The organism is Agrobacterium sp. MCAB5, assembly GCF_052114365.1.
GTDB lineage: Bacteria > Pseudomonadota > Alphaproteobacteria > Rhizobiales > Rhizobiaceae > Agrobacterium > Agrobacterium tumefaciens.
Map to the genome: position 1 here is coordinate 1 of NZ_JBFREP010000023.1, position 20,313 is coordinate 20,313.

Sequence of the window (20,313 nt, forward strand, 5' to 3'; positions counted from 1 at the left end):
ATTACTCGACGATAGAAGCGACGATGCCGGCGCCGACGGTACGGCCGCCTTCGCGGATAGCGAAGCGCAGCTTTTCTTCCATCGCGATCGGAACGATAAGCTCGACTTCAACAGTSACGTTGTCGCCAGGCATAACCATTTCCGTGCCTTCWGGAAGCGAAACGATACCGGTAACGTCAGTCGTACGGAAGTAGAACTGCGGACGGTAGTTCGTGAAGAACGGCGTATGACGGCCGCCTTCTTCCTTCGTCAGGATGTAGGCTTCTGCCATGAACTTCTTGTGCGGCTTGACCGAACCCGGCTTGCACAGGATCTGACCACGCTCAACGCCGTCACGGGTAACGCCGCGAACGAGAGCACCGATGTTGTCGCCAGCCTGGCCCTGGTCGAGCAGCTTGCGGAACATTTCAACGCCGGTAACCGTCGTCTTCGACGTCGGACGAATGCCGACGATTTCGACTTCTTCACCAACCTTGACGATACCGCGCTCAACGCGACCCGTTACAACCGTACCACGGCCAGAGATCGAGAACACGTCTTCGATCGGCATCAGGAACGGCTGGTCGATCGGACGCTCAGGCGTCGGGATGTAGGCGTCAACAGCAGCCATCAGCTCGCGGATTGCGTCTTCACCGATCTTCTTGTCGGAATCTTCAAGAGCAGCAAGTGCCGAACCCTTGACGATCGGGATATCGTCGCCCGGGAAGTCGTAGGACGACAGAAGTTCGCGAACTTCCAGTTCGACGAGCTCGAGAAGCTCGGCGTCGTCAACCTGGTCGACCTTGTTGAGGAACACGACGATCGCCGGAACGCCAACCTGGCGAGCAAGCAGGATGTGCTCGCGCGTCTGCGGCATCGGGCCGTCAGCTGCAGAGCAAACCAGGATCGCGCCGTCCATCTGGGCAGCACCGGTGATCATGTTCTTCACGTAGTCGGCGTGGCCGGGGCAGTCGACGTGTGCGTAGTGACGGTTCGGCGTTTCGTATTCGACGTGCGCCGTCGAGATCGTGATGCCGCGAGCCTTTTCTTCAGGAGCAGCGTCGATCTGGTCGTACGCCTTGAACTCGCCGAAATACTTCGTGATCGCAGCAGTCAACGACGTCTTGCCGTGGTCGACGTGACCGATCGTGCCAATGTTGACGTGCGGCTTATTGCGCTCAAACTTGCTCTTTGCCATCTGATCACGATGGTGATGCCACGCGATTCCTGACCCTGGATCTGACCGCGACGCGAGTTCAGATCGCCGATCACGTCACCGACGTAATCTTCAGGGGTRACGACTTCGACCTTCATCATCGGCTCGAGAAGCTGTGCACCAGCCTTCTTTGCTGCTTCACGGAAGCAGGCACGCGATGCGATTTCGAACGCCAGAACCGAGGAGTCGACATCGTGGTATGCGCCGTCGATCAGGGTCGCCTTGACGCCCAGCATCGGGAAGCCAGCRAGCGGACCGGAAGACAGAACRCTTTCGATACCCTTCTGAACGCCCGGGATGTATTCCTTCGGAACAGCACCGCCGACGATCTTGGATTCGAACTTGAATTCTTCGCCTTCAGGGTTCGGTTCGAAGATGATCTTCACGCGAGCAAACTGACCGGTACCACCGGACTGCTTCTTGTGCGTGTAGTCTTCTTCGTGCTGACGCGTGATGGTTTCGCGGTAGGCAACCTGCGGAGCACCGACGGTTGCTTCAACCTTGAACTCGCGACGCATACGGTCAACGAGGATGTCGAGGTGAAGTTCGCCCATGCCTGCGATGATCGTCTGACCGGATTCTTCATCCGTCTTGACGCGGAACGAAGGATCTTCAGCAGCCAGGCGGTTGAGCGCGAGGCCCATCTTTTCCTGGTCGCCCTTGGTCTTCGGCTCGATGGCGATCTGGATGACCGGCTCGGGGAATTCCATGCGCTCGAGGATAACCGGCTTCAGCGGATCGCAGAGCGTATCGCCAGTGGTGGTTTCCTTGAGGCCAGCCAGAGCAACGATGTCGCCGGCAAAGGCTTCTTCGATGTCTTCACGGCTGTTGGAATGCATCTGCAGCATACGGCCGACGCGCTCGCGCTTGTCCTTGACCGTGTTGATGACCGACGTGCCCTTTTCGAGCTTGCCGGAGTAGATGCGGGCGAAGGTCAGCGAACCGACGAAGGGGTCGTTCATGATCTTGAACGCGAGCATGGAAAGCGGCTCGCTGTCATCGGCATGACGCTCGATTTCKGCTTCGGTCTTGAAGTCGATGCCCTTGATCGCGGGAATGTCCAGCGGCGAAGGCAGGTAGTCGACGACGGCGTCGAGAAGTGGCTGAACGCCCTTGTTCTTGAACGCGGTACCGCAGAACATCGGGTGGAACTTCACGTCGATGGTGCCGCGGCGAACGAGCGAACGGATCTTCTCGTTGTCGGGCATGATGCCGTTCAGGTAGTCTTCCATCGCTTCTTCGTCGATCTCGACAACGGTCTCGATCAGCTTTTCGCGATATTCTTCAGCCTTGGCCTTCATGTCTTCAGGAATTTCGACGACGTCCCACTGAGCGCCGAGCGATTCGTCGCGCCAGATGAGTGCGTTCATCTCGATCAGGTCGATAACGCCCTTGAACTCGGTCTCAGCGCCGATCGGCAGCTGCATGACAACGGCGGTAGCGCCGAGACGGGTCTTGATCATTTCTACCGAGCGGTAGAAGTCAGCACCGGTCTTGTCCATCTTGTTGCAGAAGATCATACGCGGAACGTTGTACTTCTCAGCCTGACGCCAGACGGTTTCCGTCTGCGGCTCTACACCGGCGTTGGCGTCGAGAAGAGCGATGGCACCGTCGAGAACGCGCAGCGAACGCTCGACTTCAATGGTGAAGTCAACGTGGCCGGGGGTGTCGATGATGTTGAAACGGCGCATCTTGCCRTCGCGACCCTTCCAGAAGGTCGTGGTCGCAGCGGACGTGATGGTGATACCACGTTCCTGCTCCTGTTCCATCCAGTCCATCGTGGCAGCGCCATCGTGAACTTCGCCGATCTTGTGCGACTTACCGGTGTAATAAAGAATACGCTCGGTGGTCGTCGTCTTACCGGCGTCGATATGCGCCATGATACCGAAATTGCGGTAGTCTTCGATTTTATATTCGCGAGCCATAATGGACTGCCTTTCGATATGCGACCGTTTAAGATTACCAGCGGTAATGCGAGAATGCGCGGTTTGCGTCGGCCATCTTGTGCGTGTCTTCACGCTTCTTGACGGCGGAACCGCGGTTGTTCGCAGCGTCCATGAGTTCGCCGGAGAGGCGATCGACCATGGTCGTTTCGTTACGCTTGCGAGCAGCAGTGATCAGCCAGCGGATGGCGAGAGCCTGACGGCGCTCCGGACGAACGTCGACCGGGACCTGATACGTAGCACCGCCAACGCGACGCGAACGCACTTCAACGTGCGGAGCAACGTTGTCGAGGGCGGAGTGAAACACGCCGAGCGGCTCCTGCTTCGTCTTGCCCTGAACGACGTCGAACGCGCCGTAAACGATGCTTTCCGCGACGGACTTCTTGCCGTGAAGCATGATGGCATTCATGAACTTGGTGACGACCAGATCGCCGAACTTCGGGTCCGGGTTGATCTCACGCTTTTCTGCACTATGGCGACGGGACATATTCTTTGTCTCTCAATGTTATTGACGCTAAACCACGCGGAGAACCTCGCGCAGCGCCTGATTGTTGTTGCCGAAAATTACTTCGGACGCTTCGCACCGTACTTCGAACGGCGCTGCTTGCGGTTCTTGACGCCCTGGGTATCGAGAACACCGCGGATGATGTGGTAACGCACACCCGGCAAGTCCTTTACGCGGCCGCCGCGGATCATGACCACGGAGTGTTCCTGAAGGTTGTGACCTTCGCCGGGAATGTAGCCGATGACTTCGAAGCCGTTGGTGAGGCGGATCTTGGCAACCTTACGCAGAGCCGAGTTCGGCTTCTTCGGGGTCGTCGTGTAAACGCGGGTGCAAACACCACGCTTCTGCGGGTTTTCCTGAAGTGCAGGAACCTTGTTGCGCTTTACCTGTGCCTGGCGGGGCTTACGGATCAGCTGGTTTACGGTAGGCATATAACCATCCCTTGCAAAAACTACTTTAGCCACCCTCACGGGTGGCGGCTATGCCGTTTCCGGCGACGAAGCACGCATATATCCTCATGCGCAAAACGTGGCCCGATCCGTTTTCACGGATGGACCACCAAGAGCAGAGGACGCCGGATGAGGCGTCTTGCGTGCAACATTCGTGTCTTCTACGTGCAATGAAGCTTCATTTGAGATGATGTCCGGGAAAAACGTTTCCGAACRGCCAGCACAGATAGAGGCTCCGATGGCGGGCGTACTACTGTTTTAGCCAGCTTTCGTCAAGGGCGAATCCGCATTTTGCGCTGGCACCCGAGGCCACAAAGCCTGCGCACAGGCCCTTTGCCCCCTCCCTCTAACATAAGTCACAGCCGGCAACAGCGATTTTGACCTCCGGCCTTTGGCTTTTCACAAAATCCGTCTATTGATTCCCTCAAGCGGGCCGGAGCTGGCACCGCCGCGCGCAAGACCGATTCCGTCCGGCCCGCATACTCCACAACGACATATCAAGGAACCGCGTCATGACCAACCTCCCCGACAACGACAACGGACGCGACGAGCCGATGGTCTTCATCGTCATCGGCAAGGCYTACGAACACGACAATTCCGAAGGCATCGACATCCACGTCATTCTGCGGGCGCCGGACGACGACACCGCMGTACGCGAAACGCTGAACGCGCTTTCGGAGGAAGGTTTCATCGAAGCCGACCTCGACCAGATCGGCATGCTGACTGAAGTTCCGGACGAAGAGCCGCACGCTTCCGCCTATCAGGGCGCCCTGGAGGGCGAAGTCGCCATCATCCGTTTCGCCTGAGGGACCGCCCTCACCGCGACAAATGCGCCGCCACCGATAAAACGGCACCCGCCCACACCAGGGCGGTTGTCTTCCAGGACTTGATGCCAAGGCCGAAATCTTGCGTGCAGCCACCTTTTCCTGCAAAAGACCTCGGTAAATTCCAATATATTAAGTCACTGATAGATTATATACTTTAAATATAATAGTATTATTTGTATTTCCGTTGAAATATACGAAGATATAAGATTAAAATGATCCCGACGCATGATTTTGGTGGCGGGTTGGATAATATATCTTCGGCAGACATTATAGATGACATTTACGAGGCAGCACTTTTTCCCGATCGCTGGGCGAACGTGATAGCCGCAATCGGCCAACGGCTCGATTTCTGGGGCGGCGCGCTCACCTGGGGCAAAGGCGAGGATGAAGCATGGCTCTATCCGCCCAATTTCCAGGAGCTCATGCAAGCCTTCATGAAGGGCGGCTGGAACCACCGCAACGATCGCCTCACACGCGCTGTCCGCGAGGGCCAATTTTCCTTCGTGCGTGATTTCGATATCTTTACCCCTGACGAATGGGCGGGGCTGCCAATCGTGCGCGATTTCCTGATGCCGCGTGGACTGGGATATGGGGTGGCAACGCAGGTTGCGCCGCCGGATCATCCCGAAATGACTCTCCTGTTCGAACGCAAGCTCGACAGAGGAGTCATTGGTCCGGAAACCATGGCGGCACTTGGCCGGCTGAGGCCGCATATCGCCCGCAGCCTCACCCTCGCAACAGGGCTGCAACGCCAGAAAGCAGATGCCATCACGCTCGGCCTCAACGCCATCGGTGCGCCGGCGGCGGTGCTCCAGGCAAGCGGACGCGTTCTTTCCACAAACAMCCTGTTCGAGGCGACCAAAAAGTGTATTTCCACCCGCGCCCGCGACAGGATCTTGATCTTGGACGAGAGAATAAACCGGCTGCTCTACAAGGCGCTCGCCRGCGGCAGTGTCAGTTCCYTACCCCTGCCGACAAGCGRAGACRGGGTGTGCATCCTTCACGTCATACCGATGCGCAAGGACGCGCTGGATTTATCCCCTAACGGCAGCGCCATCGTGCTGATATCGCAACCATCGGACACCGTTGCCGACGTCACGCCGCTTCTGAAGGGATTATACGATCTCACCAAGGGCGAGGCCCGTGTCGCGCTGGAAATCCTGAAGGGTCTTTCACTTCCCTCCGTGGCAAAGCAACTTCAAATCTCGCACGAAACGGTTCGCAGCAACGCCAAGTCTATCTATGCAAAGACCGGCAGTACGGGCCAGACCGATCTCGTTCGCCGGCTTTCCGTTTTGACGCGCTACACCATCGGTGAGCAGGAAARACCCCGAGACGGGACTGGCCATATGAAGGACCAGATCTGACCTTCTAACCCGACCAAAACAAAAAACGCCCGGATTGCTCCGGGCGTTTTTTTACTGAACTTTGGCGGGGCTTCGTAAAGCCCCTGCCTTGAGCAGACCTTATTCGGCCGGAGCCGGATCCGTCATGTCCTGCAGCATCTGTGTTGCAGAGCCTGCACCCGTACCCTTGCGGCGTTCCTCGAGAATGAGGTCGTCGCGCGAGGTGGCGATGCGGCGAATCTGCGTCATGGTGCCGCCGGTACCGGCCGGGATGAGGCGGCCGACGATGACGTTTTCCTTGAGGCCCTGCAGCGTATCCGTCTTGCCGGCGATCGCAGCTTCCGTGAGAACCTTGGTGGTTTCCTGGAACGATGCGGCCGAGATGAAGGACGGCGTCTGCAGCGATGCCTTGGTGATACCGAGAAGAACCGGATCGCCATAGGCGGGCTTCTTGCCTTCTTCGATCAGGCGGTCGTTGTTGTCGTCAAGCTCGATACGATCGACATTGTCGCCAACGATGTAGTGGCTGTCGCCCGCATCGGTGATCTCGACCTTCTGCAGCATCTGGCGAACGATCACCTCGATGTGCTTGTCGTTGATCACAACGCCCTGCAGTCGGTAGACTTCCTGGATTTCGTTCACGAGGTAGGAAGCCAAAGCCTCTACGCCCTTGATTGCCAGAATGTCGTGCGGTGCCGGATTGCCGTCGAGAATGTATTCGCCCTTCTCGATGTAGTCGCCTTCCTGAAGATGGAAGGGCTTGCCCTTCGGGATCAGGTATTCGACCGGCTCGACGCCGTCTTCAGCAGGCTCAATCATCACGCGACGCTTGTTCTTGTAGTCGCGACCGAGGCGGATCGTACCATCGATCTCAGCGATGACAGCATGATCCTTCGGACGACGTGCTTCGAACAGTTCGGCAACGCGCGGCAGACCACCGGTGATGTCCTTGGTCTTGGCGCTTTCCAGCGGCGAACGTGCAAGCACGTCACCCTGGAAGACCTTCGAACCAGGCTCAACCGACAGGATCGCGTCCACGGAGAGGTGGAAACGAGCTTCGCCACCGCGGCTAAGCTTTGCGACAGCGCCGGAAGCATCCTTGATGATGATCGCGGGCTTGAGGTCCGAACCGCGCGGCGTCGARCGCCAGTCAATGACCTGACGCTTGGTGATGCCGGTGGATTCGTCCGTGGCTTCCAGAACGGAAAGACCGTCGACGAGGTCCTCGAAGTGAACGGTACCTTCCACTTCCGTCATCATCGGACGGGTGTAGGGGTCCCACTCTGCAAGACGCTGGCCGCGTTTTACCTTGTCGCCGTCATCAACGAAGATCTTCGAACCATAAGCGACACGCTGCGAGGAACGTTCCACGCCGCGCTCATCGAGAATGGTGACCGACATGTTACGGCCCATTGCGATGAGAACGCCATCGGAGTTCCGCAGGATGTTGCGGTTCTTGATCTGGATCGTGCCTTCGTACGAAGCTTCCAGGAACGACTGGTCGACCACGTTTGCCGTACCGCCAAGGTGGAAGGTACGCATGGTGAGCTGCGTGCCCGGTTCACCGATCGACTGTGCGGCGATGACGCCAACGGCTTCGCCCATRTTGACCGGAGTACCGCGAGCAAGGTCACGACCGTAGCAGACGCCGCAAACGCCGACCTGCACTTCGCAGGTCAGTGCCGAGCGGATACGGACGGACTGGATGCCAGCCTTCTCGATGATTGCAACGTCGGCTTCGTCGATCAACGTTCTGGCCTTGACGATGTTCTCGCCAGTTACCGGATTGTCGATGTCATCAAGAGCCGTACGGCCGAGGATACGTGCGCCGAGCGAGGCAACGACCTGACCGGCATCAACGATGGCGGTCATGGTGAGGCCCTTGTCGGTGCCGCAATCCACGGAGTTGACGATGCAATCCTGTGCCACGTCGACGAGACGGCGGGTAAGGTAACCCGAGTTCGCCGTCTTCAAGGCGGTGTCTGCAAGACCCTTACGGGCACCGTGGGTCGAGTTGAAGTACTCGTTAACGGTCAGGCCTTCCTTGAAGTTCGAGATGATCGGCGTCTCGATGATTTCGCCCGAGGGCTTGGCCATCAGGCCGCGCATGCCGCCCAGCTGACGCATCTGGTTCGGTGAACCGCGGGCGCCCGAGTGGCTCATCATGTAGATGGAGTTCATCGGCTTCTGGCGGCCCGTTTCCGGGTCGAATTCCACAGCCTTGATGCGCGCCATCATTTCTTCGGCGACCTTTTCGGTTGCCTTACCCCAGGCGTCGACAACCTTGTTGTACTTTTCGCCCTGGGTGATGAGACCGTCGTTATACTGCTGTTCGTATTCCTTCACCAAGGCTTCGGTGTCACCGACGATCTTAACCTTGCTGTCCGGAATGACCATGTCGTCCTTGCCGAACGAAATACCGGCGCGGCAAGCGTGAGCAAAGCCGAGCTGCATGATCCGGTCGCAGAAGATGACCGTGTCTTTCTGGCCGCAATGACGGTAGACCGTGTCGATCATCTTGGAGATGTTCTTCTTGGTCATTTCCTGGTTGCAGACGTCGAACGGCACGTTGACGTTCTTCGGCAGAAGTTCGCCGATCAGCATACGGCCAGGCGTCGTTTCATGGATCTTGGAAACCGGCTTGCCGTCAGCATCCACGGTCTTGAARCGACCACGGATCTTGGCATGCAGYGTCACGACCTTGTTTTCAAGCGCGTGATGCAATTCGCCGATGTCCGAGAAGGCCATGCCTTCGCCGGGCTCATTCTGGTTCATGATCGACAGGTAATACAGGCCGAGAACCATGTCCTGCGAAGGAACGATGATCGGGTGGCCGTTTGCCGGATGCAGGATGTTGTTGGTCGACATCATCAGCACGCGGGCTTCAAGCTGGGCTTCAAGCGACAGCGGCACGTGAACGGCCATCTGGTCGCCGTCGAAGTCGGCGTTGAAAGCCGTGCAGACGAGCGGATGCAGCTGAATGGCCTTGCCTTCAACCAGCATGGGTTCGAAKGCCTGGATACCCAGACGGTGMAGCGTCGGTGCGCGGTTCAGAAGGACCGGATGCTCGCGGATGACCTCGTCGAGGATATCCCAAACTTCAGGCTTTTCCTTTTCAACCAGCTTCTTGGCCTGCTTGACGGTCGAGGAGTAACCCTTGGCGTCGAGGCGGGCATAGATGAACGGCTTGAACAGCTCGAGCGCCATCTTCTTCGGCAGGCCGCACTGGTGCAGCTTCAGTTCCGGACCGGTCACGATGACCGAACGGCCTGAATAGTCGACGCGCTTGCCGAGAAGGTTCTGGCGGAAGCGGCCCTGCTTGCCCTTGAGCATGTCGGAAAGCGACTTCAGCGGACGCTTGTTCGCACCCGTGATGACGCGACCGCGACGGCCGTTATCGAACAGCGCATCGACGGATTCCTGCAACATACGCTTTTCGTTGCGGATGATGATACCAGGCGCGCGAAGCTCGATCAGGCGCTTCAGACGGTTGTTACGGTTGATGACGCGGCGATAGAGATCGTTGAGGTCGGACGTCGCGAAACGGCCACCATCCAGCGGAACCAGCGGACGAAGGTCCGGCGGAATAACCGGAACGACCTTCATGATCATCCATTCCGGACGATTGCCGGATTCCATGAAGTTCTCAACGATCTTGAGACGCTTCATGAACTTCTTCTGCTTGAGATCCGAGGTGGTCTCGGCAAGCTCSGMACGCAGRTCGCCRGCGATCTTTTCGAGGTTCATCGAAGCCAGCATCTCGTAGATGGCTTCAGCGCCGATCATGGCGGTGAACTGGTCTTCGCCGAACTCGTCAACGGCGATCATGTACTCTTCCTCGGACAGAAGCTGGTTCTGCTTCATCGAGGTGAGGCCGGGTTCGGTGACGATGTAGTTCTCGAAATAGAGAACGCGTTCGACATCCTTCAGCGTCATGTCGAGCAAGGTCGAGATACGCGAGGGAAGCGACTTCAGGAACCAGATATGGGCAACGGGCGCTGCGAGCTCGATATGGCCCATGCGCTCACGGCGAACGCGCGACAGCGTAACTTCAACGCCGCACTTTTCGCAGATGATGCCCTTGTACTTCATGCGCTTGTACTTGCCGCACAGGCATTCGTAGTCCTTGATAGGTCCGAAAATGCGCGCGCAGAAGAGACCATCGCGTTCCGGCTTGAACGTACGATAGTTGATGGTTTCCGGCTTCTTGATCTCGCCGTAGGACCACGACAGGATTTTTTCCGGCGAAGCGATCGAAATCCGGATGGAATCGAAATGCTGCGCAGGCACCTGAGGATTGAAAAGATTCATGACCTCTTGGTTCATGCCTTGTCTCCTTGAGAGGCTAGCTGCTGCCCCTGTTTGCATCTGGACCGGCTTCTTCCCGGGTCACCGTCCAGAGCTTTAAATACGGATTAACCGCACAATGCGGCGAAAGTGTCCCGCGGCAACCATTGGTCGCCTGGGAAACGGCAGGCGCCAAAACGGCGCCCGCCTCTCTCATCTTTATTCCGCTGCGTCGGGCAGCTGATCCTCGGGCTGGGTCTCGACCTTCGAGTTCTCCAGTTCGACCGAAAGACCGAGCGACCGCATTTCCTTGACGAGAACGTTGAAGCTCTCGGGGATACCGGCCTCAAAGGTATCGTCGCCACGGACGATCGCCTCGTAGACCTTGGTGCGGCCCGCCACGTCGTCCGACTTGACGGTGAGCATTTCCTGCAGCGTGTAAGCCGCGCCGTATGCTTCCAGAGCCCAGACTTCCATTTCCCCGAAGCGCTGTCCGCCGAACTGCGCCTTGCCGCCCAGCGGCTGCTGGGTAACGAGCGAGTAAGGACCGATCGAGCGAGCGTGGATCTTGTCGTCAACAAGGTGGTTCAGCTTGATCATGTACATGTAGCCGACGGTGACCTTGCGGTCGAACGGCTCGCCGGTACGACCGTCATAAAGAACGGACTGACCGGATTCATGCAGACCTGCCTTCTTCAGCATCGCGGCAACGTCGGGTTCATGCGCACCGTCGAATACCGGGGTCGCGATGGAAACACCGCGCTTGGCTTCTTCGGCAAGCTTGACCAGCGATTCGTCGTCGAAGCGCTTTACCTCGTCATGCGATTCACTCGCATAGATTTCGGTAAGCTCCGTGCGAAGCTCGCTGATGTCCATTGTCTTGCGATACTCTTCGAGCATCTCGCCGATCTTCTTGCCCATACCTGCGCATGCCCATGCGAGGTGGGTTTCGAGGATCTGGCCGACGTTCATGCGCGAAGGCACGCCGAGCGGGTTCAAGCAGATGTCGACATGCGTGCCGTCTTCGAGGAACGGCATGTCCTCGACAGGAACGATACGCGAGACGACGCCCTTGTTACCGTGACGGCCGGCCATCTTGTCGCCCGGCTGGATCTTGCGCTTCACAGCGACGAAGACCTTGACCATCTTCATGACGCCAGGAGGCATTTCATCGCCGCGCTGGACCTTCTCGACCTTGTCCATGAAGCGCTGTTCAAGGCGCGACTTGGATTCGTCGTACTGGCCGCGAAGTGCTTCCAGTTCGGACTGGGCCTTCTCGTCTTCGACTGCAAACATCCACCACTGCGAGCGGGGATATTCGGAGACGACGGCGTTGGAAAGCTCGACGCCCTTCTTGAAGCCCTTCGGACCGGCGATGGAAACGTGACCACGCAGCATGTCGATCAGGCGGCCGTAGACGTTACGGTCGAGAATTGCCTGTTCGTCGTCGCGGTCCTTTGCCAGACGTTCGATCTCTTCGCGCTCGATTGCCATCGCGCGCTCGTCCTTCTCCACACCGTGACGGTTGAAGACGCGGACTTCCACAACGGTACCAAACGTGCCCGGAGGCATGCGCATGGAGGTGTCGCGAACGTCGGAAGCCTTTTCACCGAAGATGGCGCGCAGAAGCTTTTCTTCCGGCGTCATCGGGCTTTCGCCCTTCGGCGTGATCTTGCCGACGAGGATATCGCCCGGCTGAACTTCCGCACCGATGTAAACGATACCGGCTTCGTCGAGGTTCTTCAGCGCTTCTTCCGAAACGTTCGGAATGTCGCGTGTGATTTCTTCCGGACCAAGCTTCGTGTCACGCGCCATCACTTCGAATTCTTCGATGTGGATGGAGGTGAACACGTCATCGGAAACGATACGTTCCGACATCAGGATCGAGTCTTCGTAGTTGTAGCCGTTCCAGGGCATGAACGCGACGAGCGCGTTACGGCCAAGAGCCAGATCGCCGAGGTCGGTCGACGGACCATCAGCGATGATGTCACCCTTGGAGATGATGTCACCGACAGCGACCAGCGGACGCTGGTTGACGCAGGTGTTCTGGTTCGAACGCTGGAACTTCTGCAGACGGTAGATATCGACGCCCGACTTGCCGGCATCGAGTTCTTCCGTAGCGCGGATAACGATACGGGTCGCATCCACCTGGTCGACGACACCGCCGCGGCGAGCCGCGATGGCAGCGCCGGAGTCACGGGCGACGATCGGTTCCATGCCTGTGCCGACGAACGGCGCTTCCGCCCGCAGAAGCGGAACGGCCTGACGCTGCATGTTCGAGCCCATGAGAGCGCGGTTGGCGTCGTCGTTTTCCAGGAACGGAATGAGAGCCGCTGCGACCGAAACGAGCTGCTTCGGCGAAACGTCCATCAGGTTAATGTTGTCGCGCGGTGCGAGCATAACTTCGCCCGAGTGACGGCAAACAACGAACTCTTCAGTGAAGGCGCCTTCGCCATCGAGCTCGGCATTGGCCTGTGCGACGTAGTACTTGGCCTCTTCCATAGCGGAGAGGTAGATAACGTCGGTCGTCACCTTGCCGTCGATGATCTTGCGGTACGGGCTTTCGATGAAGCCGTACTTGTTGACGCGGGCAAAGGTGGCAAGCGAGTTGATCAGACCGATGTTCGGGCCTTCCGGCGTTTCGATCGGGCAAATACGGCCGTAGTGGGTCGGATGAACGTCGCGGACTTCGAAGCCGGCGCGCTCACGGGTCAGACCACCCGGTCCAAGAGCCGAAAGACGGCGCTTGTGGGTGATTTCCGAAAGCGGGTTCACCTGGTCCATGAACTGCGACAGCTGCGAGGAACCGAAGAATTCGCGAACGGCGGCAGCTGCCGGCTTCGCATTGATCAGGTCCTGCGGCATCACAGTGTCGATTTCGATCGAGGACATACGTTCCTTGATCGCACGTTCCATGCGCAGAAGGCCGAGGCGGTACTGGTTTTCCATCAGCTCGCCGACCGAACGCACACGGCGGTTGCCGAGGTTGTCGATGTCGTCGATTTCGCCCTTGCCGTCGCGCAGTTCGACCAGCATCTTGACGACAGCGAGGATGTCTTCCTTGCGCAACGTGCGCACGGTGTCTTCCGCGTCGAGGTCGAGACGCATGTTCATCTTCACGCGGCCAACAGCCGAGAGATCATAACGTTCTGCATCGAAGAACAGCGAGTTGAACATCGCTTCTGCCGAATCCATGGTCGGCGGCTCACCCGGACGCATGACGCGGTAGATATCGAACAGCGCTTCCTGGCGGTTCTGGTTCTTGTCCGCATGCAGCGTGTTGCGGATATAGGCGCCAACATTGACGTGGTCGATGTTGAGGACCGGAATCTCGTCAAAGCCGGACTGAAGAATGAGGCCAAGCGTCTTTTCGTCGATTTCGTCGCCGGCTTCGAGATAGATCTCACCCGTCGAGTAGTTGACGATGTCTTCGGCAAGGAAGTTGCCGTAGAGGTCTTCGTCAGTCGCCTTAAGTGCCTTCAGGCCCTTGTCGACGAGCTGGCGGATAAGACGCGGAGTCAGCTTCTTGCCACCTTCGACAACGACTTCACCGGTGTCGGCGTCGATCATGTCGGTGATGACCTTGGCATTCTTCAGCGTTTCAGGCTGGAACGGAATGCGCCAGCCATCGCCGGAGCGCTCGTAGGAAGCCTTGCTGTAGAACGTCGACAGGATTTCTTCACCATCCATGCCAAGCGCCATCAGGAGCGAGGTCACGGGTAGCTTGCGGCGACGGTCGATACGCGCATAGACGATGTCCTTGGCGTCGAACTCGATGTCGAGCCAGGAACCGCGATACGGGATGACGCGGGCAGCGAACAGAAGCTTGCCGGAAGAATGGCTCTTGCCCTTGTCGTGGTCGAAGAATACGCCCGGCGAACGGTGCATCTGCGAAACGATGACGCGCTCTGTACCGTTGACGATGAAMGTGCCGTTATTGGTCATGAGCGGCATGTCGCCCATGTATACGGACTGTTCCTTGATGTCCTTGATGGACTTCGCGCCTGTATCCTCGTCGATATCGAACACGATGAGGCGCAGCGTCACTTTCAGCGGCGCTGCRTAGGTCAGATCGCGCTGACGGCATTCCTCGACGTCAAACTTCGGCGCTTCGAATTCGTAAGACACGAATTCGAGCATGGATGCGCCGGAAAAATCGGTGATCGGGAATACGGATTTGAATACGGCATTCAATCCCTCGTCGGGACGGCCACCCTTGGGCTCGTCAACCATGAGAAACTGGTCATACGAAGCCTTCTGAACCTCGATGAGGTTCGGCATTTCCGCTACTTCTGGAATTTTGCCGAAAAACTTGCGTACGCGCCTGCGACCGTTAAACGAAAGGGTCTGAGCCATCGTCGCTCCTTTAAAATTGCATCCGGGCCTGCAACGGACGGGAACCGATGGCCAGTCGATCCCGTCAAGCAATGGGTGTCATCAATCTCGTTCCACATCCCGGATCGATCAGGCCGGATTGCCTAGATGAGCCGGTTCGGAACCATTCTCTTGAAGAACCCATTACCCAAAAGCCATTTTCACGCGGCTTTTGGGTAATAAGTTTTAAAACGATGACGACGGAAAGGGGCATGAAGCCCCTTCCCGCCAGCAATCGCAAGATTACTTAACGTCGACCTTGGCGCCAGCGTCTTCAAGCTTCTTCTTGAGGTCAGCAGCTTCAGCCTTGGAAACAGCTTCCTTGACAGCCTTCGGAGCGCCTTCAACGAGGTCCTTAGCTTCCTTCAGGCCGAGACCCGTGATAGCGCGGACTTCCTTGATGACGTTGATCTTGTTGGCGCCAGCGTCAACCAGGATCACGTCGAATTCGGTCTTTTCTTCTTCAACGACAGCAGCAGCGCCAGCACCGCCAGCAGCAGCAACAGCTACCGGAGCAGCGGCGGAAACGCCCCACTTTTCTTCGAGAAGCTTCGACAGTTCTGCAGCTTCCAGAACGGTCAGGGTGGAGAGGTCTTCAACGATCTTTGCGAGATCAGCCATTTTGATAGTTCCTTTTGTTCAGTTCGAACCAGTTTGAATAATTACAGCGAAAAACCGCCTTAAGCGGCTTCGTCCTTCTTGGCGTAAGCCGAGAACACCCGTGCAAGCTGGCTTGCAGGTGCTGCGACAACCGTGGCGACGCGAGTTGCCGGGGCGTTGAGTAGGCCCAGCAGCTTTGCGCGCAGCTCGTCCAGCGAAGGCAGGGTCGCAAGCGACTTGACTGCTTCGGCGTTGAGCGTGGTTGCGCCCATGGAACCGCCGAGAACAACGACTTTATCGTTGGTCTTTGCGAAATCCATGACGACTTTCGGAGCAATCATAGGGTCGACGCTGTATGCAATCAGCGTCTGGCCCTTGAAGAGATCTGTCATCCCTTCCGACTCCGTGCCCTGAAGAGCGATCTTGGCCAGGCGGTTCTTCGCGACCTTGACGGTGCCTCCGGCAGCGCGCATTTTCGAACGGAAGTCGTTCATTTGCGCAACGGTGACACCAGCATAGTGGGCCACGACAACCGAACCGGAAGCCTTGAAGACTTCGTTCAGCTCCGTGACGAATTCGCGTTTTTCCGCTCTTTCCACTGTCTGTCTCCAGTAGACGGGGCCACATAAGTGTGAACCCGTCGGGTTTGCCTTTGCCCCAAGGGACCTTTTTACAAAGATCCCGAGCGACGCTCGAGGATCCTGTCCCCCGCTCTGTCGCCGCAAACGGCTTCAGGCACAGGCACACCAGGTTCGAACCGGACAGTCAGGCATCTGCGATGCCTCAAATCCAGCCTCACCCGTCTCATGCAGGTTGAATGATTAAGGCCAAACCCCGAAGGACATGGCCACCCGCAATCTCGGACAGGAGTTCCGGGTTTCCCCGGAAATCTCCGGCTCCCTGAGAGCCGGAAATTCTTTTAATCACGCTCCCCGACAGGGAAGCACGAGAATTGATTAAGCCGTAACCGACGAAGGTTCGATCTTGACGCCCGGACCCATGGTCGAGGAGATGGCAACGCGCTTGACGTAGTTGCCCTTGGCACCCGTCGGCTTTGCCTTGATGACCGCATCGGCGAAAGCCTTGATGTTTTCTTCAAGAGCCTTGGCGTCGAACGAAGCCTTGCCAATACCAGCGTGTACGATACCGGCCTTTTCGACGCGGAACTCAACAGCGCCGCCCTTGGACGCCTTGACGGCGCCGGCAACATCCATCGTCACCGTACCGACCTTCGGGTTCGGCATCATGCCACGCGGGCCGAGTACCTTGCCGAGACGGCCGACGAGCGGCATCATGTCCGGGGTCGCGATGCAACGATCGAAGTCGATCTTGCCGCCCTGAACGATTTCAACCAGCTCTTCTGCGCCAACAACGTCAGCACCAGCAGCCGTGGCTTCATCAGCCTTGGCGCCACGTGCAAAAACGGCGACGCGAACGTCACGGCCCGTGCCGTTCGGCAGGTTGACAACGCCGCGAACCATCTGGTCCGCATGGCGCGGGTCAACGCCGAGGTTCATCGAAACTTCAACGGTTTCGTCGAACTTGGCGACTGCACGTTCCTTGACCATCGAAATGGCGTCGGTGAGAACGTAGAGCTTGTTAGGATCCACACCTTCGCGGATCTTCTGAATACGCTTTGCTACCTTGGCCATGATCAACCTACTACTTCCAGGCCCATGGCGCGGGCAGAGCCCTCAACCATTGCCATTGCGCCTTCGATATCGGCAGCATTCAGATCCTTCATCTTGGCTTCAGCGATCGTCTTGACCTGAGCCTTGGTGATGGAGCCAACCTTGGCGCCCTTACCAGGCGTCTTGGAGCCGGAGGTGATCTTCGCTTCCTTCTTCAGCCAATAGGTCATCGGCGGCTGCTTCATGACGAAGGTGAAGGACTTGTCCTGGTAATAGGTGATGACGACCGGAATCGGCATACCCTTTTCCATTTCCTGCGTGGCGGCATTGAACGCCTTGCAGAATTCCATGATGTTGATGCCGCGCTGACCAAGTGCAGGACCGATCGGCGGGGACGGATTGGCCGACCCTGCCTTCACCTGCAGCTTGAGCTGGCCCATAACTTTCTTAGCCATATCTCTCTGCCTTTCAATTCAAACCGGTTTCCCGGCTTCTCTCTAGCCGGATCGCTCCGGCGGCTGCGGTTGCGTGGTGCGGCGCCCTGCCCCGGCTATGGGAGCCCGTTTGCCTTCCACGCGATTGGGGTTTCACCCCTCCAGTCAGACCTTCTCGACCTGACTGTATTCCAGCTCGACCGGCGTAGCGCGGCCGAAAATCGAAACTTCCACCTTCAGGCGCGAACGCTCTTCGTCGACATCCTGAACAACGCCGTTGAACGACGCGAACGGACCATCGGAAACGCGAACCTGCTCGCCGACCTCGAACGAAACCGAAGACTTCGGACGCTCGACGCCTTCCTGAACCTGACCGAGGATACGATCAGCTTCATAATCCGGAATCGGAACAGGCTTATTGTCCGAACCGAGGAAACCGGTCACCTTCGGCGTGTTCTTGATGAGGTGATAGGCCTCATCCGTCAGGTTGGCGCGCACAAGCACGTAACCTGGAAAGAACTTGCGCTCGCTGTCGACCTTGCGGCCACGACGCACCTCGACAACCTTTTCGGTCGGAACGAGGATTTTCTCAAAAAGATGATCAAGACCCTTCTGACGAGCCTTCTCTTCGATCGACTCAGCGACCTTCTTTTCGAAATTCGAATATGCGTGAACGATATACCAGCGCGCTGCCATTTTTATTCTCCGTTCAATCCGTTACCGGCCGACGTTCAGCACGAGGCTAAGCACCCAGCCGATGAGCTGGTCAGCAGCAAAAAAGAACAGAGCCGCAAAAATGACCATCACAAGCACCATAGCCGTCGAAATCATGGTCTCGCGGCGCGACGGCCAAGTGATTTTAGACGCTTCGGCGCGAACCTGCTGCAGAAACGTAAACGGATTGGTTTTGGATGCCATTGACTGCCCACGCAATTACGGCGCGTAAAGCCGAACTAATCAGCCCCACGCACCGCGTGTCTGTTTTGACCTTACATAAACACCGATTCCAGTTTTAACAAGAGGAAATCGACATTCGGCGAAATTCGCCGGAAAACCGGCACCCATCTGCCATGCAGCGAAGACCGCGCTTGCGGATGGAAAGTGGCAGGGGCAGTAAGGCTCGAACTTACGACCTGCGGTTTTGGAGACCGCCGCTCTACCAACTGAGCTATACCCCTTTAACACCTTAGCCGACCAYGAAAATCACTTGGCCGCTTCGGTATGCGTTCCCTTTAAGGCGCACGGAAAAGAATGGCAAGCGCTTTTTATTCGCTTTCGGAAGAAACTGTTGACGCCCTCCCCGCCACGTTTTTTCCTCGGCCGCTTAACCGGTTACCCCCAAGCCCGTCACCTCAACGAACCCCTTTGCGGCATCCAAATGCGCTGGTTTGATACCTTTCGCAACCGACCTTTAATCTRTTACGGCTCAAGCGCACTGCGATCGGACCTGATCAACTGACGCTCCCGATACTTGCGCTTGAAGTGTGCGACGTTGCGCGTCACCGAACGCCGCCATTTACGGACTGTCGCCAGCGAAAAGAATCTGTCGAGYTCTTGCGCCACACCGCGCCAACCACGGCGTTTCTTAAGRCCATAATTGCTGCGGCCAAATCCCGAATGGCTGACGCCGGTTTCGGCCAACCACGCCATGATCGCGCCCTGATCCTTATAAAAGATACTAATTTCCGCCTCTGTCCGGAAACCGGCATAACCTTGCGGTAGTTTTTTATAGCAGGACAACCGCTTGACGGTCGGATTGAAGGTGAAGCTATGCCAGACACGATGCGCGGTCGGCGGTATTCGCCAATACCCTACATCTTCAACTGCCTGCGCCTTACGCCGAATGTCACGGGGCATGTCGTCATCGGTTCTGAGTTGAACGAGCGCCACTTGCGGGTCCCGCTTCAGTATTTCGATGCCCCTGCCCACAACCTTAGAAACAGGAAATGCCCAGTCGTCTTCGAGATGCAGGATGTAAGGGGTTTGCACTTCCGAATATGCCCGGTCGATAGAGCGGTGCTGCCCAATGTTGACGCCGTTCAAAATGACGCGGATCGGTTGCTCTGGATACCGCGCCGGAATCGCCCACACCGATTCGTCGTCAGAGTCCTCGATAATGATAAATTCCCGTAGCGGGTAATCATTAGTAGAGAAGAAGCTATCGAGAGTTCCGATGAGAAGATCAGGACGGCGGCAGCTGGTGAGCACAACAGTTAAATCGGACATGAAGTCGTCTCTGAAGAAAAACTGGCCGATGAAATCAGGCCAGCCAAGCCTAGGTTGATGTCGCCTCGTCTACGCCAGACGCATTACAGGCGAATAATGATCGCCAGATCTCGGGGAAATTATTCAAAAGAAGAATACATTGTAAACCCCTCAAATATAGCGCGTGCACTATGAGCATAAATCGAAATACGACATCCGATTACATCTTCACATTAGAAAAATATACGAATCTTTCAACTATATAAATTTACAAAAATCAATTTTTACATAAAAAAAACGGCGGTGCCGAAGACACCGCCGTTTTAGAACTAGATTTTTAAATCCGGCGAAACCGCCGTCTGTCGAAGATTACTCGACGATAGAAGCGACGATGCCGGCGCCGACGGTACGGCCGCCTTCGCGGATAGCGAAGCGCAGCTTTTCTTCCATCGCGATCGGAACGATAAGCTCGACTTCAACAGTCACGTTGTCGCCAGGCATAACCATTTCCGTGCCT

The 20,313-nt window shown here is 57.2% G+C and carries 16 protein-coding genes, 1 tRNA gene and 1 pseudogene; 2 read left to right on the top strand and 16 right to left on the bottom strand.

Features of this window, described 5'->3' with window-relative positions:
* Nucleotide 1: 1 nt before the first annotated feature.
* The 4 genes from tuf (AB4Z23_RS26795) to rpsL form a co-directional block, all read right to left on the bottom strand.
* Nucleotides 2-1,177, bottom strand: coding sequence for an elongation factor Tu (gene tuf / locus AB4Z23_RS26795; RefSeq protein ID WP_013636434.1), 1,176 nt, complete (start codon nucleotides 1,175-1,177; stop codon nucleotides 2-4).
* Nucleotides 1,093-3,120 (bottom strand): elongation factor G, encoded by a 2,028-nt coding sequence (gene fusA, locus AB4Z23_RS26800; RefSeq protein ID WP_441361107.1) that lies wholly within the window; start codon nucleotides 3,118-3,120, stop codon nucleotides 1,093-1,095. Before fusA ends, tuf (AB4Z23_RS26795) begins: the two co-directional genes overlap by 85 nt.
* Nucleotides 3,121-3,154: 34 nt before the next feature.
* Nucleotides 3,155-3,625: a 30S ribosomal protein S7 gene (gene rpsG / locus AB4Z23_RS26805; protein ID WP_003507761.1), complete on the bottom strand. Its 471-nt coding sequence runs from the start codon at nucleotides 3,623-3,625 to the stop codon at nucleotides 3,155-3,157.
* Between the two features lie 77 nt (nucleotides 3,626-3,702).
* Nucleotides 3,703-4,074 carry a 30S ribosomal protein S12 gene (rpsL, locus tag AB4Z23_RS26810; protein WP_003507760.1) on the bottom strand — a complete coding sequence of 124 codons (372 nt, stop codon included), beginning with the start codon at nucleotides 4,072-4,074 and terminating at the stop codon, nucleotides 3,703-3,705.
* 530 nt (nucleotides 4,075-4,604) lie between these two features.
* On the opposite strand from rpsL, the gene AB4Z23_RS26815 reads away from it, so the two are divergent.
* A complete protein-coding gene (locus tag AB4Z23_RS26815) occupies nucleotides 4,605-4,898 on the top strand; it encodes a hypothetical protein (RefSeq protein ID WP_003519341.1) in 294 nt (97 codons plus the stop codon).
* Nucleotides 4,899-5,161: 263 nt separating this feature from the next.
* A complete protein-coding gene (locus AB4Z23_RS26820; RefSeq protein WP_441361108.1) occupies nucleotides 5,162-6,286 on the top strand; it encodes a helix-turn-helix transcriptional regulator in 1,125 nt (374 codons plus the stop codon).
* Nucleotides 6,287-6,385: 99 nt separating this feature from the next.
* On the opposite strand, the gene rpoC is transcribed toward AB4Z23_RS26820, so the two are convergent.
* From rpoC to tuf (AB4Z23_RS26880), 12 genes and pseudogenes are all read right to left on the bottom strand, one after another.
* On the bottom strand, nucleotides 6,386-10,591 hold the full coding sequence (gene rpoC, locus AB4Z23_RS26825) for a DNA-directed RNA polymerase subunit beta' (RefSeq protein ID WP_441361109.1): 4,206 nt from the start codon (nucleotides 10,589-10,591) through the stop codon (nucleotides 6,386-6,388).
* Between the two features lie 180 nt (nucleotides 10,592-10,771).
* Nucleotides 10,772-14,908 carry a DNA-directed RNA polymerase subunit beta gene (gene rpoB, locus AB4Z23_RS26830; protein WP_013636439.1) on the bottom strand — a complete coding sequence of 1,379 codons (4,137 nt, stop codon included), beginning with the start codon at nucleotides 14,906-14,908 and terminating at the stop codon, nucleotides 10,772-10,774.
* A gap of 64 nt (nucleotides 14,909-14,972) precedes the next feature.
* The gene (locus tag AB4Z23_RS26835; RefSeq protein ID WP_153793990.1) at nucleotides 14,973-15,140 is read right to left on the bottom strand and encodes a hypothetical protein; all 168 of its coding nucleotides are present in this window, start codon (nucleotides 15,138-15,140) and stop codon (nucleotides 14,973-14,975) included.
* A 29-nt stretch (nucleotides 15,141-15,169) separates the two neighbouring features.
* A complete protein-coding gene (gene rplL, locus AB4Z23_RS26840) occupies nucleotides 15,170-15,547 on the bottom strand; it encodes a 50S ribosomal protein L7/L12 (protein ID WP_003519347.1) in 378 nt (125 codons plus the stop codon).
* A gap of 59 nt (nucleotides 15,548-15,606) precedes the next feature.
* A complete protein-coding gene (gene rplJ / locus AB4Z23_RS26845) occupies nucleotides 15,607-16,125 on the bottom strand; it encodes a 50S ribosomal protein L10 (protein ID WP_003519348.1) in 519 nt (172 codons plus the stop codon).
* 357 nt (nucleotides 16,126-16,482) lie between these two features.
* Nucleotides 16,483-17,178: a 50S ribosomal protein L1 gene (rplA, locus tag AB4Z23_RS26850; protein ID WP_003519350.1), complete on the bottom strand. Its 696-nt coding sequence runs from the start codon at nucleotides 17,176-17,178 to the stop codon at nucleotides 16,483-16,485.
* 2 nt (nucleotides 17,179-17,180) lie between these two features.
* Nucleotides 17,181-17,612: a 50S ribosomal protein L11 gene (gene rplK, locus AB4Z23_RS26855; protein ID WP_003519352.1), complete on the bottom strand. Its 432-nt coding sequence runs from the start codon at nucleotides 17,610-17,612 to the stop codon at nucleotides 17,181-17,183.
* Between the two features lie 144 nt (nucleotides 17,613-17,756).
* Nucleotides 17,757-18,287, bottom strand: coding sequence for a transcription termination/antitermination protein NusG (gene nusG / locus AB4Z23_RS26860; protein WP_003519353.1), 531 nt, complete (start codon nucleotides 18,285-18,287; stop codon nucleotides 17,757-17,759).
* A gap of 21 nt (nucleotides 18,288-18,308) precedes the next feature.
* Nucleotides 18,309-18,509: a preprotein translocase subunit SecE gene (gene secE, locus AB4Z23_RS26865; protein WP_003507689.1), complete on the bottom strand. Its 201-nt coding sequence runs from the start codon at nucleotides 18,507-18,509 to the stop codon at nucleotides 18,309-18,311.
* 184 nt (nucleotides 18,510-18,693) lie between these two features.
* Nucleotides 18,694-18,769: transfer RNA gene (locus tag AB4Z23_RS26870), tRNA-Trp, on the bottom strand.
* Between the two features lie 241 nt (nucleotides 18,770-19,010).
* A complete protein-coding gene (locus AB4Z23_RS26875; RefSeq protein WP_080800348.1) occupies nucleotides 19,011-19,817 on the bottom strand; it encodes a glycosyltransferase family 2 protein in 807 nt (268 codons plus the stop codon).
* A gap of 348 nt (nucleotides 19,818-20,165) precedes the next feature.
* A pseudogene (tuf, locus tag AB4Z23_RS26880) lies at nucleotides 20,166-20,313 on the bottom strand (elongation factor Tu); the annotation flags it as partial.

What these genes read in the sequence shown, in the direction of transcription:
- rpsG (WP_003507761.1), bottom strand. Translation starts at nt 3,625, where the DNA reads ATGTCCCGTCGCCATAGTGCAGAAAAGCGTGAGATCAACCCGGACCCG.
- rpsL (WP_003507760.1), bottom strand. Translation starts at nt 4,074, where the DNA reads ATGCCTACCGTAAACCAGCTGATCCGTAAGCCCCGCCAGGCACAGGTA.
- AB4Z23_RS26835 (WP_153793990.1), bottom strand. Translation starts at nt 15,140, where the DNA reads ATGCCCCTTTCCGTCGTCATCGTTTTAAAACTTATTACCCAAAAGCCG.
- rplL (WP_003519347.1), bottom strand. Translation starts at nt 15,547, where the DNA reads ATGGCTGATCTCGCAAAGATCGTTGAAGACCTCTCCACCCTGACCGTT.
- rplA (WP_003519350.1), bottom strand. Translation starts at nt 17,178, where the DNA reads ATGGCCAAGGTAGCAAAGCGTATTCAGAAGATCCGCGAAGGTGTGGAT.
- rplK (WP_003519352.1), bottom strand. Translation starts at nt 17,612, where the DNA reads ATGGCTAAGAAAGTTATGGGCCAGCTCAAGCTGCAGGTGAAGGCAGGG.
- nusG (WP_003519353.1), bottom strand. Translation starts at nt 18,287, where the DNA reads ATGGCAGCGCGCTGGTATATCGTTCACGCATATTCGAATTTCGAAAAG.
- secE (WP_003507689.1), bottom strand. Translation starts at nt 18,509, where the DNA reads ATGGCATCCAAAACCAATCCGTTTACGTTTCTGCAGCAGGTTCGCGCC.